At 61.6% G+C, this 13553-nt stretch carries 11 protein-coding genes and 1 pseudogene; 1 reads left to right on the top strand and 11 read right to left on the bottom strand.

All coding sequences use genetic code 11. The annotated features are described in order from the left end of the window. Positions 1 to 140: 140 nt before the first annotated feature. Together ACH488_RS04720 and ACH488_RS04725 are read right to left on the bottom strand one after the other, a co-directional pair. Positions 141 to 866, bottom strand: coding sequence for a Fic/DOC family protein (locus tag ACH488_RS04720; RefSeq protein ID WP_397322593.1), 726 nt, complete (start codon positions 864 to 866; stop codon positions 141 to 143). Continuing rightward, complete coding sequence (locus ACH488_RS04725) at positions 863 to 1093, bottom strand: hypothetical protein (RefSeq protein WP_397322968.1); 231 nt, start codon at positions 1091 to 1093, stop codon at positions 863 to 865. Before ACH488_RS04725 ends, ACH488_RS04720 begins: the two co-directional genes overlap by 4 nt. Positions 1094 to 1222: 129 nt before the next feature. Here ACH488_RS04725 and ACH488_RS04730 point away from each other — a divergent pair, with 129 nt between their 5' ends. Beyond that, positions 1223 to 1690, top strand: a complete 468-nt coding sequence (locus ACH488_RS04730; RefSeq protein ID WP_397322953.1) for a DUF4192 family protein — start codon at positions 1223 to 1225, stop codon at positions 1688 to 1690. Between the two features lie 521 nt (positions 1691 to 2211). Here the strand turns inward: ACH488_RS04730 and ACH488_RS04735 are convergent. The 9 genes and pseudogenes from ACH488_RS04735 to ACH488_RS04775 form a co-directional block, all read right to left on the bottom strand. Then, positions 2212 to 2661, bottom strand: coding sequence for a DUF1345 domain-containing protein (locus ACH488_RS04735; RefSeq protein WP_397322594.1), 450 nt, complete (start codon positions 2659 to 2661; stop codon positions 2212 to 2214). A gap of 75 nt (positions 2662 to 2736) precedes the next feature. Then, positions 2737 to 4128 (bottom strand): annotated as a pseudogene (locus ACH488_RS04740) (flavin monoamine oxidase family protein); the annotation flags it as partial. Between the two features lie 266 nt (positions 4129 to 4394). Next, the gene (locus ACH488_RS04745; RefSeq protein WP_397322596.1) at positions 4395 to 5990 is read right to left on the bottom strand and encodes a long-chain fatty acid--CoA ligase; all 1596 of its coding nucleotides are present in this window, start codon (positions 5988 to 5990) and stop codon (positions 4395 to 4397) included. Positions 5991 to 6021: 31 nt separating this feature from the next. Beyond that, the gene (locus tag ACH488_RS04750; RefSeq protein WP_397322598.1) at positions 6022 to 7218 is read right to left on the bottom strand and encodes an acetyl-CoA C-acyltransferase; all 1197 of its coding nucleotides are present in this window, start codon (positions 7216 to 7218) and stop codon (positions 6022 to 6024) included. A gap of 358 nt (positions 7219 to 7576) precedes the next feature. Then, positions 7577 to 8992: an aminotransferase class III-fold pyridoxal phosphate-dependent enzyme gene (locus ACH488_RS04755; protein ID WP_397322599.1), complete on the bottom strand. Its 1416-nt coding sequence runs from the start codon at positions 8990 to 8992 to the stop codon at positions 7577 to 7579. Then, positions 8989 to 10344 carry an acetyl-CoA carboxylase biotin carboxylase subunit gene (gene accC, locus ACH488_RS04760; protein ID WP_397322601.1) on the bottom strand — a complete coding sequence of 452 codons (1356 nt, stop codon included), beginning with the start codon at positions 10342 to 10344 and terminating at the stop codon, positions 8989 to 8991. Before accC ends, ACH488_RS04755 begins: the two co-directional genes overlap by 4 nt. Then, positions 10341 to 10889: an acetyl-CoA carboxylase biotin carboxyl carrier protein gene (gene accB, locus ACH488_RS04765; RefSeq protein ID WP_397322603.1), complete on the bottom strand. Its 549-nt coding sequence runs from the start codon at positions 10887 to 10889 to the stop codon at positions 10341 to 10343. The genes accC and accB overlap by 4 nt, the downstream gene beginning before the upstream one ends. A 1-nt stretch (position 10890) precedes the next feature. Beyond that, complete coding sequence (locus ACH488_RS04770) at positions 10891 to 12420, bottom strand: pyruvate carboxylase subunit B (RefSeq protein ID WP_397322604.1); 1530 nt, start codon at positions 12418 to 12420, stop codon at positions 10891 to 10893. A gap of 49 nt (positions 12421 to 12469) precedes the next feature. Beyond that, positions 12470 to 13507: a hypothetical protein gene (locus tag ACH488_RS04775; RefSeq protein ID WP_397322606.1), complete on the bottom strand. Its 1038-nt coding sequence runs from the start codon at positions 13505 to 13507 to the stop codon at positions 12470 to 12472. Positions 13508 to 13553: the final 46 nt, after the last annotated feature.

The following is a 13553-nucleotide window of genomic DNA, read 5'->3' on the forward strand; positions in this document are numbered from 1 at the left end:
GATTAGGAGGCGACATGACTATGCAGAACCTTCTGAAAGGATTTGGCGCCGAAGGGTCTCCAAAAATCGGTGCCACGCTGGGCCAAGGGACCAACCAAGCAAGCCTTTTTATCGACGACACTCTGCGAACTGATGGTCACCTACATGGTGCTTGTGTCGTCATCTTCCTTATTGGGGTGAGCACTTGAAGCGGTCGGGACACTTGGCGGACTGGTGACAGCACTCGGCGAGCTTACTTGGTACAACTCGTCATCGAGGATCGAAAGCCCATCCATGGGAGGCTCCAGCGCTTGTTCGAGCAGGACCCTGAACGGCTCACCCGACCCTTTCCTGAAAGCCCGGATGGAGGTGCGTTCGTTGTCGATTTTGCTGATGTTGCGCCAGGCGAATGTACGCCCTGAGAGTTCCGCGATTTGGTCGAGGTAGGCACGTTGAGTGCGGCCGTTACCTTCTCGGAAGGGGTGGATGAAGTTCACCTTCTCCAGCAGATCCGCGGACTGTGCGATGAAGTCCTCATCAGTGATACCGGGGTTGGTCAGCAATTCAGTGTCGTGCAGGAATTTGGAAAGCTCTTCTGCCGCGTTCAGGAAGAAATGGACGGGCAGAAAATGCGAGTCACCTTTGGTGATTTCTACGGTTCTGAGCTGCCCCGCCCAATCCCAGACATCCTGGTACAGGCGGCGGTGAATCTCCTGCAAGTGAGGTAAGCCGAAACTCCCCCGCACGGGATCCAGTTCAAGTTCACGACGGCGCAGCAAGGAATATTCTCGCTCGATTTCGAGCGCGTGCTGAGGGTCCCGGAGACTCTGCTTGTTTTTCAGCACGTCGGTGCCCGGATAACAGTACGGGTCATCGAATTTGGTCATTGTGCGCTATGGGTCTCTTCCGACCTGAACTGCTCCGCGCGTTCACTGACTTTACGAAGCGCCAGCGGCAACTCCAGCCACCCAACAACGTACTCACGTACCACTTTCATGCCGGTCACATCGGGCATTGCACCCTCAAGGTCCCAGCTAGCGAGAATCTCCGTCATGGCTTCTCGACGCTCCGCCACGGGGTCCACGGAAGGCGAGTCAATCCTCTCAGATGTCACCTCAGGCTCCTTCTCCTTGGAAACTTCAATTGCGGCGAAAACACGTTCAATAAATCATTCCTGATTTTATCGTGCCAGCCCCCGAACGGGAGCATACCGTCGAATGGCGCCCACCAATTCTGGACCACCATACTCAACACCAAGGACTACCCCACCGACCAGAACGTCCTGAAGCTCATCGCCTACTACCAATTCCCCCACATCCGCGACCGGCTCATGGCAGACATCCCCGCCATCCACGAACCACCCGAACACATCCTCTTCGCCCAAACCACCCAGACACCGGACAGGTCCCGCATCGAATGGGCCAAACAACTCCTCACCCACACCTACACCCTCACCGCCCCACAACACGCAGCGCCCATCCTCACCACCATCGGCTACATCAACTGGTGGGAAGGTAGAGGCTCAAAAGCACACCAATACCTCCAACTCGCCCTCGACACCGACCCCGGCTACCGCTTCGCACGCCTCACCGACCACATGCTCGGCACCGGCATCATCGCAGGCTGGAACACCAATCAGAACACCGCATACCGAGACAACCTGGAAATGCCGTGCCCCTGGAACGCTCGCCGTTGCGGGGATCGAGCTTGAAATAGCGCTTCCAATCAATCCCCATGGTCTTCTGCGGGCTCTGGCACCACAGCCGGGCATCAGCTACGCGATGGACAGTCCCTCAACTGGTCTAACGGTTCTCAGTCTTCGGGAAACACGGAGGTACTACCGCCTACAGATTCTGGGGAGTTATTCCTTGTCAGGACTCATATTCGCTACCGTGACTTCGGCCGAGCTGTGGCTGGTTTCTGCTCAGTTGAATTCACCATCACGGTCAAGAGCGGGAAAATGGTTGGAGAAGACAGGCAACCTGCGACGAAAGCCGTCTCAGTTGCATCGGCGGACCTGTTGGCCTCTACAGCGCAAGCTCCGCTGATGGGCTGCCATCTTTGTCTTGCCCAGGCAGCTGGATCTCCGATCCTTAAGGGCACTAGCAATCGCTTATACCGTGGTGCCGACGGCGATTCTACTTGTATCCGGCGCCTGTATGGCGTCCGAATTGCATCCAGGCCGATCAACGACCGGCATGGAATAGTTCCGGTCTGCACAGTGGACCATCCTCAGGAAGTAATCAGCCCTTGGAGAATTTGGAACGCCACGGCAACCACAAGGGCGTTGTAGAAAAAGGCCACGATGCTGTGAACGAGTGCCACCCGGCGGAAGCCGATGATTTCGACATCCGACGTAGCGAAGGAAGTCCCGATGGTGAAGGAAAAGTAGAGATAGTCCAGCGTGGTTGGCGTTGCATCTTCAGGAAAACGCAGTATCTGGCGGTCACTGGCGGCCTTTATGACCTGGTAGACATTTGCGAAACCCAGCTGCAGCAGGATCCACGAAAGGATGATGCCAAGGCTGGCGGCAAGCACGAGGACGAGTACCGCGTTGCCGTGTGTTCCGTCGTTTCGTGCAACGAGCGTGCTGATTGCCGAGTTGGCACCCACAATGGCCGCAAGTACGGGCGGGATCCACATCCACCGAACAACCGCACGTGCTTCATCCGCGCGGGGCATTCCGGTTTGGTCAGAGGTCGCTGACGCCGGCACCGGTTGCGGAGCCGGCGTCAGCGAACATCTTCAGTCCGGTTGTTACATCAGGTCATTGAGTCGTTGCTGAACTTCACCGGCTGCTCGCAGGCCAGTCAGGACGGCGCCGTTGAGCGTTCCGGCCCACTCGCCAGCCGTCTCACTGCCCGCCCAGTGAATACGACCGTGGGGTGTTGCCAATGCCGGGCCGTAGCTGGTCGTGGCGAACGGTGCTACGGACGGGTTCGGGCCGCCGGGCGCAAACTGCTCGGTTCCCCAACAATGGTCAACGTAGTCCACAGGATCGTTGGCCTGCGGGCCATAGAGGCTGGCCAACTGCTGGACGACCTGCCGGCGGCGGTCCTGCGGGTTGAATCCGTCGTATACGCGGGGATCGCAGAACGCCATCAGCACTCCGGGCCCGTCAATGCTTGGGGATACGTCGAAAGTAATAAAGACAACTCCGGTGTCGGTGACCGCCTCACCGGAGAGTCCCTGTTCACGCCAGAAAGGAGTGTCATAGGCAACGAAGGCCTTGCTGAGCGTACCCATCCGCCACGTATTCATCAGTCCTTCTGCTTGTTCCGGGAGTGCAGGCTCGAAGTCGATGTCCTTCCGGTGGGCCGGAGCGGTTGTGGAGATGAGGTACTTACTGCGGAAAGTCCCGGCTTCCGTGTGGACGATGACGCCGCCATCTTCCTGAACGATGCCCTGGACGGGGGCGTTCAGGATGACCCGATGGTCGAGCTGGTCTGCGAGCCGTTCAGCAAGTTGTTGGCTTCCACCGGCGATACGGTCTTGCTGTTGGCCGCCTTCGACGGAGAGCATGTGCACGAGTCCCCCGGCCGCTTTGAGGTAGCGGAGCGCGTGCAGGAGCGAGACGTCCCCCGGAGTGCAGCCCCATTGGACCTTAGCAACCACGGTCATGAGTTCACGGGTGCTGACCTTGGCGTCATTCTGGTCGAGCCACTGGCCGAATGACATTGCATCCAGCTCAATGGCGTCGGGCGAATCCCAGACAGCGTCAATGTTGATGGTCGCAAGCAACTCCTCGATCTTCTCCTGGATGCGGCCGAGGTCTGTCTCGTCGACTGGCCCTCCCAGAGGCAGGGCGCCTGTGTATGTCAAACGCTCACCGGCCATCCACAGGACGTTGTCCCCGTCGTCGTATTGCGTTGCGGTCGTGCAGCCTACTCTTTGTGCGAGATCGTGCACTGCGGTGTGTCGGGCAGCGACCCACGTCGCACCGAGGTCAACTGTTATTCCAGCCACCTCGCCTGAGAATGACCGGCCACCAACCCTGTCTCTGCCTTCGAGAACCAGCACGGAGACTCCTGCGCTGACCAACTGCTCTGCGGCGGTCAGGCCTGCGTAGCCGGCTCCCACGATGATGACGTCAGCGCTTGCTGCGTCGAGACGGGTATCGGATGCGTGTCCCATGATTCTTCTCCTATGGTCTCCAGGTTTGTTGGCCTCGCCATGTCGTGTATGACGGGACCAGGTACCTCAAGGGCGGTGGCCTGTGCTGAGGCGGTGGTGTTGCCTCAGCCCAAGTTGGGGTTACACGCAAACTCAACGGAGCTTGCTTCGTGATCGATTCGACGGTCCAGAGGAAGCTGGATCGTCGGGGTATTTCCATATTCGCTTCAGATGAACCTCGGTGGGTACGACAGGGCGCACCAACTTCAGAAGCGTTGAGTGCAGGATGCACTGCCCTAATTTCAGCCCGCCGGATTGAAGGCGGCGGCACCGGAGTTGTTCATGTGGAGGGCAATGAGCTCACGTTTCAGAACTTTTCCGCTGGGCCCCAATGGCAGCTCGGGCATCATTGTGATGACCCGCGGGTATTTGTAGGCGGCGAGCCGGGCTTTGGCGTAGGAAGTCAGTTCCTCGGATGACGGCGTTGTTCCGGGTGCCGCGATGACCGCGGCGGCTATCTCCTGCCCATGGGTCTCGTGGGGAATACCGAAGACAGCAACACTGAGCACGTCCTGGTGTTGGCTCATAACTTCCTCAATTTCACGGGGGTAGACGTTGTAGCCATTACGGATGATCATGTCCTTCTTGCGATCGATGATGCGAAGGTACCCGTCTGAGTCTTTAGTGCCCAGATCTCCTGTGCGGAACCATCCATCGACGACCGCTTCGGCCGTGGCTTCCGGGTGGTTGAGGTAGCCCTTGAACAGGTTGTGCCCACGGATGACCAGCTCTCCGAGCTCACCCGTTGGGAGCAACTCGATGCTGTCCGACACCTCGGGCCGTGCAATTTCGATGTCCACGCCCCAGATAGGTGTGCCGATGGTACCCGGCCTGGGTTTGATCCCTACATGGTTGAAGCTGGCCACGGGCGAGGTTTCAGTGAGTCCGTAGCCCTCGTGAATTTCCGAGCCAAACACCTCGCGAAACTGCTCCAGTACAGCCAAGGGAAGCGAGGCTCCGCCGGAGATCCCGTACCGGAGGCGTCCTGAACGGGCGGGATTGGACTTGGCAGCTTCCAACAAGGCCGCGTACATCGTCGGTACCCCGAAAAACACGTCGATTTCGTGTTCGTGAAGAAGTTTCAACGCGGCCTCTCCGGTGAACCGGGGGCACAAGACGACTGTCGCGCCGGCTCGCAGTCCTGCGTTGAGGACACAGGTCTGTCCGAAGGTATGGAAGAGCGGGAGGCCTCCGAAGACCTTGTCGCCGGCCCGGACATCGAACGTGCCGGTCAGAAGAACATGAACCTGCTCCACCAGGGCAAAATGCGTGCCGAGGGAGCCCTTGGGCTTACCCGTCGTTCCAGAGGTGTAGAGGATGGTTGCTGTGTCCTCCGGTCCGCACGGCACATAGCTCGCAATCGGGTTGACAGTGGCGGCTTCGACCTCCAGTCGTGGAGGCTCTCCGGTGCTGCCGGGAGCCATAACGCTCACGACGTCGACTTCCGCCCTCGCGGCTCCAGCGGCGCCTTCTTCCAGCAGCGGCGCAGCGCAGATCAGCAGCTGCGCGCCGCTGTCGCGCAGTACAAACTCGATCTCCGACGCCTTCAGGAGCGCGTGAAGCGGTACGACGATCCCACCGAGCGCGAGGATGGCGTAGTAGGCACGGGCGAAGTCAGCTACGTTCGGAATCAGGACGGCGACCCGGTCGCCTGGTCCGATACCGCGGGCACTCAGCGCTCCGGCATAAGCCCGGGTCTGCTTCCACAGGGTTCCGTAGGTGGTCTCTTCCCCGTTGACAAGAAGCGCGACGGCTTCGGGGCTGCGGGCCGCCGATTCGGCCAGGATGGCCGCGACGTTGATGGTGCCGAAAGCGACGTTGCTTGGCGTGTTGGTCATGTGTGATGTCCTTGCTGGATTTTCGGTCGGTTCAGACTTTGAGGATCAAGGCATCGCCCTGCCCGCCGCCACCGCACAGTCCTACGACGCCGGTTCCGCCGCCGCGACGCTGGAGCGCCAAAGCTTGGTGGAGGACCAAGCGCGCCCCTGAAGCGCCGACGGGGTGACCGAGCGCGATAGCACCGCCTTCGGCGTTGATACGGTCCGTACCGATGCCAAGGTCCCTGGCAGACTGAATCACCACGGACGCGAAAGCCTCGTTGATCTCCACCAGGTCAACGTCCTCGATCGTCACGCCTTCACGCTTGAGAGCCTGCTCGATGGCGAGGGATGGCTGCGAGTGCAGGGCGCCGTCCGGCCCGGCGGTCTGGCCGTGGGCGCCGATTTCGGCGATCCACTGCAGGCCGGCCGCTTCCGCCACGGCCTTGCTGGCGATCACCACCGCTGCTGCCCCATCCGAGAGCGGGGAAGAGGAACCGGCAGTAATTGTGGCGTCCTCCGACGCAGAGAAGGCGGGTTTGAGCTGTGACAGAACCTCCGGCGTCGTTTCCGGACGGATGCCCTCGTCGGCGCCCAGCACGATCGCAGGGCCTTTCCGCTGGGCGATGGTGACAGGCGCAATTTCGTCGGCGAAGAGGCCTGTGGCGCGCGCTCGCTCTGCCCGCTGGTGGGAACGTGCCGCGACTTGGTCTTGTTCTTCACGGCTGATGCTGCGTCCTGGGTTGCCGGCATCAGTTGCGGTACCCATCAAGTCGCCGCTGAACGGGTCCTGCAGTCCGTCGTAGTACAGCGAGTCAACCAATGGCGTCTCGCCAATGGCTACACCCGTTCGAAGCCCCATGGCCAGATGCGGGGCGTTGGTCATGGACTCCTGGCCGACGGCCACCACGAAATCCGCCTCTCCCGTCTTGATCATTCGGGCCGCGTCGATCACCGCCGTCAGGCCGGACAAGCAGAGTTTGTTCACCGTGACGGTGGGGACGTTCCAGCCAATTCCCGCGCCCAACGCGGCTTGACGGGCTGGACCCTGGCCTGCGCCGGCCTGGATCACCTGGCCGACAATGACGGCACTGATCTGCTCGGTCTCAACGCCTGTCCGCTCTAAAGCGGCAACTATGGCATGGGATCCCAGTTCGCTGGCCGAAAGGGAGGAAAGTCCTCCGCGGAAACGGCCGAAGGGAGTGCGCGCACCACCAAGAATGACGGGGACCGGGGTATCTGTAGACATCTGGAGCCTTTCGGATGGTTCGAGGGTGTGCGGCGAGACCGAGTTGCGCCTTGGCCGCGGTACGGATTAAACGAATGAGGCGGTGTAGTGGACGATCGGCACAGGCTGTTGGGTTGTTGGCTGTACTACATGGCCACGCGCCTTTTCATAGAATGCGCGAGCTTCGACCCCTTCAGCTGCGATCCAGAGCCCGTCCGCGCCCACCGTTACCCCATCGACGAAGCCGGTCCGAATGACTTGGCCGTCTTTGAGGACATGTACTTCGTGGCCGGACAATTCCTCCCAGGCCACAGTCCCCTGTTCGCAGGAAGTGGGGGCATCCGGGACACCGTCCTCTTGGCTGTCTGGACTGTGCTCATCACCCACCGGCGTCGGCTTTCGCCTCAAAGACGTTCAGCGCAGTCTCCTGGATTCCGTCGATGATGACCTGCAAGCCGTCCCGGAACAGGGCTGGCTCGATCACGATCGGGGGAAGCAACCGTATGACGTTTTCGTGAATGCCATTCGTCAATGCCAGCACTCCGTTTGCGTGGCAATACGCTGAGACTGCCTTCGCGCGCCGGGGTGCGGGCTCCAGCGTGTCGTCGTCGCCGAATTCGATGCCGATCATGGCCCCACGGACTCGTACGTCGATGACGCCGTGACCTGCACCCACGAGCGGGCGCAGCATGTCGACGGCGATTCGACCCAGTTCCGTTGCCTTGTCGAGGACTCCTTCGGAGTCCAGCTGCTCGAACACGGCAAGGGCGGCTTCGCAGGAGAGCGGGTTCCCGGCATAGGTTCCGCCCAGGCCGGCTGGGTGCACGGCATTCATGATCCCGGCGGCGCCGGTCACCGAACTCAACGGCATACCGTTGGCGAGGGCCTTCGCCGCGACCAGGAGATCGGGAACCACGTCTTCGTGCTCGATGGCCCAGATCCGTCCGGTGCGGCCCATGCCGCTCTGGACCTCGTCGGCAATCAGGAGGATGCCATGCTCGTCGGCAATCTCCCGCAGACCGGCAAGAAAGCCCTCCTGCGGTATCAGGCAGCCGGCTTCGCCGAGGATCGGTTCGATGATCATGGCCGCGAAGGTGGCCGGGTCGTTCTCCCACAGGACCCCCCGCACACGGTCCAGTGAACGCTCGAGGGCATCGGCTGCACCACGTGACGACGTCGGTACCGACACATGCATGACGTCGTTCGAGAATGGCCCGAATCCGGTCTTGTAGGGGTGTGCTTTGGAGGTCAAGGACATCGTCATGTGGGTTCGGCCGTGGTAGGCGCCTTCAAAGGCAAGGATCTTGGACCTTCCAGTGAAGTAGCGTGCGATCTTCACGGCGTTCTCGTTCGCTTCGGCTCCGGTGGAGAACAAGGCGGTACGCTTTTCCACACTGCCAGGAGCGTGTTCGTTCAACCAACGACAAACTTCCACGTAGCTCTGGTACTCGGTGGTCATGAAGCAGGTATGTGTGAAGCGATCCAGTTGGGCCTGCAAACGTTCCCGCACGCGTCCATTCGAGGCTCCAAGCGCGGTGGGTCCCAAGCCTGAGGCGAGGTCGATGATGCGGTTCCCGTCGACGTCAAGCAGGATGCCGCCGTCGGCCCGGTCGATGAAAACCGGCAGTTGCGCGCCGAAACCGTTGGATACCTGGGCACGTCGCTCAACCATCATTGCCTGCGAGCGCGGGCCGGGAATCTGCGTGGCGAGATGCCTTGACTGCGGCAATGCCGGGAGCGGCGGCAGCGTCCGGCCCGCATCCGGTACGACGACGAGCTGGTTAGCGGAGCTCATGAACGACGGTCCTCCATGTATTCGGCAATGAAGCCTGTGTTGAATGTGCCGCTCCTGAACGTCTCTGTGTTCAGGACTTCGCGGTGAAAGGCAGCGGTGGTCACCACGCCCTCGATCATGAACTCATCCAAGGCCCGCAGCGTCCGCGCAATCGCTTCATCCCGGTCCTGCCCCCAGCAGATGAGCTTGCCGATCATGGAATCGTAGAAGGGAGGGATGGTCGATCCGCTCTCGATATGCGTATCCAGCCGGACGCCGAATCCTCCAGGTGCCCGGAGCTCGCGGATGGTTCCGGGGTTGGGCGCGAAATTGCGCTCAGCGTCTTCTGCGTTGATGCGGCATTCGATCGCATGGCCCCGTATCCGGACGTCCTCTTGTTTGACGCCGATTTTTCCGCCGCCGGCAATTTGCAGCTGCAGCTTGATCAGGTCCATCCCGGTCACCATTTCGGTCACCGGATGCTCAACCTGGATACGGGTATTCATCTCGATGAAGTAGTACTCGCCAGTAGCGTTGTCGAAGACGAACTCCACTGTTCCGGCGTTGGTGTAACCAACTTCTTCGCAGAGTGCTACGGCTGCCTTCGCCAGGCCTTCCCGTGTTTCGTGGTCGATGACCGGAGAAGGCGCTTCTTCGACGAGTTTCTGGTTGCGACGTTGCACAGTGCAGTCCCGTTCGCCCAGGTGCAAGGTGGTTGTGCCGTCCGAGACCACCTGGATCTCGATGTGGCGGATGTCGGTGAGATAGCGCTCGATGTAGACGGAGGGGTCACCGAAGGCTACCTCGGCTTCGGCCATGATTTCCGCGAGGTCACCGGCAAGGGTCTCGGCAGCCTCCACGACGCGCAGGCCGCGGCCTCCACCACCGGCCGCCGCCTTGATGAGGAGCGGGAAGCCGACTTCTTCTGCCACCCGAAAGGCCTCGTCGTGATCGGCAATCGCTCCGTCGGAGCCGGGGACGGTGGGCACCCCTGCACGCCTGGCGATCTTCTTCGCTTCGATCTTGTCCCCCATGCGGCGTATGACCTCTGCAGATGGTCCAACGAAACCCACCCCTTCGGTCTCGCAGAGTGCTACAAAGTCGGCGTTCTCCGACAGGAACCCGTACCCCGGGTGGATCGCGTCCGCACCGCTCCCCTGTGCCGCGGCAATCAGGGCATCGGCGTGGCGGTAGCTGAGCTTGGCCGGTGCAGGACCTATGCAGAGTGACTGGTCGGCGAGCCTAACTGGAAGGGAGTCCCGGTCGGCCTCCGAATGCGCGATGATGCTGCGGATCCCGAGTTCCTTGCAGGCGCGGATCACTCGGAGGGCAATTTCGCCGCGGTTGGCGATCAGCACACTGGAGAGCGTCATGCCGTTTTCCGGATCACGATCAGGGGTTGGCCGTATTCGACCATCGATTCGTTCTCCACCAGCACCCGCGCCACGGTCCCCTCAACGCCTGCTTCGATGTTGTTCATGAGCTTCATGACCTCGACAATGCCAAGGACGGTGTTGGGAACCACGCTGTCACCCACCGCGACGAAGGCAGGAGCCCCCGGCTGGGGGGATGCATAGAAGGTTCCAAGCATCGGCGCTGAAATCAGTACCTCATCGTTGGCGAGACGGCCGGCGTCGTTTGCTGCTGTCGGCTCCCCCACAACAGGTGCGGGAGCAGGCTCCGCATCCTTCGACGGCGTTGACGGCGCAGCGGCCGCGGAAGCGGGTGCTGCTTGAGCACCGGAGTGACCGTTGACTGTGCCGGGTGCACTGCCATCGACGCCGACCGTTTCGTGGTTGCGCGATACGTACAGTTCGACGTCGCCGAACTTGAGCGAAAGTTCCCGGACGTCTTCTGCGAGATTCACCCAGTCGACAATCGCCTTGAGTTCTTTCATGTCGGGCAGGCTGTTGGCCATGTTAATTCTCTCCTTTTTCCAGGGTGATCAGCAGATCGCCGCTTTTAAGTGCCTGTCGGCCGGTCCGGGTGCTGTTGTAGAGGGTGGTGATGAGGTCCAGCGTTGGAGTCGGATGACCCGCGGTGGCGCTCCCCTCTGACACGACCTTCTTCATCTCGTCCACCTGTGTTCCTGCGAACTGTGCCCGGAGCAGCCACAGGTCCATGTCCTCCTCCGGGTAACGCTCCCGGAGGGACGGAAGCATGGGTGCCAGCGGTTCCGGTGTTTCTGCGATGTTGGAGGATCCATTGGCCAGGATTTTCTCCAGTGCAGCAGGTTCGAGGGGCGCCAACGGCTTGCCGTAGTAACCCAAGGCGTATTTCTTGACCTCGTTGGGGACCACCCGGTAGCGCTCGCCGCTCATTACGTTCATGACCGCCTGCGTCCCTACGTGCTGGGCGAAGGGGGTGATCATGATCGGATAGGCCAGTTCGGCCCGAACCCGGGCGACTTCCTGCATGAGTTCATCGAAGCGATCGGACAGGCCCGCTGCCTCGAGCTGCGACTGGAAGTTGGACAGCATCCCGCCCGGTGTTTGATGCATGTAGTGCATTCCGGTGTATTCGTGCGGAACGCCGACGGGTTTGCCTTCGTCTTCGGCGATGCGGGTAAGTTTCCGGCTAATTGCGGCGACGCGTTCGTCGTCGACGTTCACTGCGTAACCAAGAGCCCGCAGATCCCTCACGGTGCCTTGGGTGGAGGGCTGACCGTTGCCCGAGGCGAGCGGCGCGATGGAGGTGTGGACAGAGTCGGCTCCGAGTTCCACCGCTTCCAGGCAGACCAGGGGCGCGAGGCCCGTCAGGCTGTGGGTGTGCACTTCCAGCGGCCTGGTGCCGATGACAGCCCGCAACGCCGGAACCAGGGTGCGTACCCGGTCCGGAGTAAGGAGTCCGCCGGCATCCTTGAGCATGATCCGGTCCACGCCAGCTTTTTCGATCAGTTCCTTCGCTTTGGCGACGAACAGATCGTCGGTGTGCACCGGCGACTCACAGAAAGACACTGCACCGAAGGTCTCTGCGCCCAGCTGCTTGGCCCGGAGCAGGGCGGCGGAGATATTGTCGACGTCGTTGAGTCCGTCGAACGCGCCGATCTCCCTGAATCCGTTGGCTACAAGGCGATCAACCCACGCCTCAATGACGTCGTCGGGCAGGAAATCGAAGCTTGCCAGGTTCTTTGAGCGGATCAATGCCCTGAAGGTCGTGTTGGGCGCATGCCTGTGCATCAGCCGGACCCGCTCCCACGGGTCTTCCTTCAGGTACCGGACGGCGACATCGAATTGGATGGGCGCCATCAAGTCCACGTGCTCGAACCCGGCAGCGTCGAATTCCTCGATCATCTCGATCATGTGGGACGTGCGCATGCGCGTCGCCCACAGGCTCTGGTGGCCGTCGCGCAGCGTGGTGTCGATGATTTTCACTTCACGGCGACTGTGTGGGGGGCGTCCGCCGCGGCTCATGACTTCCGCGATGTTGACGGAGGAGTTCTCTGGCATGTGCCTCAGCTCCTTTGCTGGTGTGTTGGTGGGGTGTGCGGGTTTCGGGTCAGCGTGTTGCAAGGTGCGGCGAGCCGGCCTTCGCCGAGAACCTCCTCGGCGGCAGGTCCGCCATGGTCAGCAGGCCAGGTGCAGCGCCTGGAATCGACGGGATGACGTTCGCGGCCACAGCCACGGTGGAGGCATAGCTGTCGATGCGGCTGCTGGAGAACTGCAATGTTTGGAATCCACTCTCGATCCGCCAGCTGTCGCCCTCAGGGAAACCGTCCGAGGTCTCGAAGATCCCGAAGTCGATGACTGCATCGACCACCACACGGCCATCGACGAGTCCCCTTGCGGAGTGCCGGAGCACGGCGATCGTTCCCGCCTCAAGGGTGAGGTGCGGCGTTGTGCGCGGGTGCTCGGTGAAGAGCACAGGTTCTGGCTCATCGACGACGATCTTGTCGAGGCTCCAGCCCAGGCCGTCACCCAGGGCGGCGACGGACTCCCGGAAGCCCACGTGCCCGATCACCCCGCCGTCGTTACGCTGGGCGGCAAACTGTGTGGCCGTGAGCCCGAAGCCGAATTTCGAGAGGATGCCTCCGTACCCGGACATCTCCGCTGTCCTGCGCATCGTCACGCCGGTCACGTCCGTGGTGAGGCTGCTGAGCAGCATTGGGAGGGTGTCCAGGAGGATTCCGGGGTTGCAGCCGGTGCCCAGGACGGTGCAGCCCGCGGTCCGGGCTCGCGCGTCGATGCGCCGGGCAACGGGACCGTGGTCGAAGAACCCGAAGCCCAGCTGTTCGCAGATGGTGACGATGTCCATGCCGCGGTCCAGGAGCGCGTTGATGATCGGTTCGACCTCCCCGACGAACGAGGTGGTGGCGACGAATGCGACGTCGGCGTCGGGCGCATCTGCCAAGGCCGGAACGATGCGTGCGGTCGGGTCCGTTCCGGGAACGACGGCGGCGAGGTCACCTGGGCCTGCTGCAGGGTCGACGGCGCCGACCAGCCGGCATTGCGAGGCATCGACCAGCAGCGCTCCCACGGCACGGCCGACGGCTCCCAAACCGACGAGCAGCACGCGTGGTGCGTCAGTAGAGTTCATGATTGTCCTTTGGGATGAGTGGGGGCAGGATGGCGGCTTGGCATCA

Origin of the sequence: Paenarthrobacter sp. NPDC018779, assembly GCF_044391085.1 — a bacterium.
Taxonomy (GTDB): Bacteria; Actinomycetota; Actinomycetes; order Actinomycetales; family Micrococcaceae; genus Arthrobacter.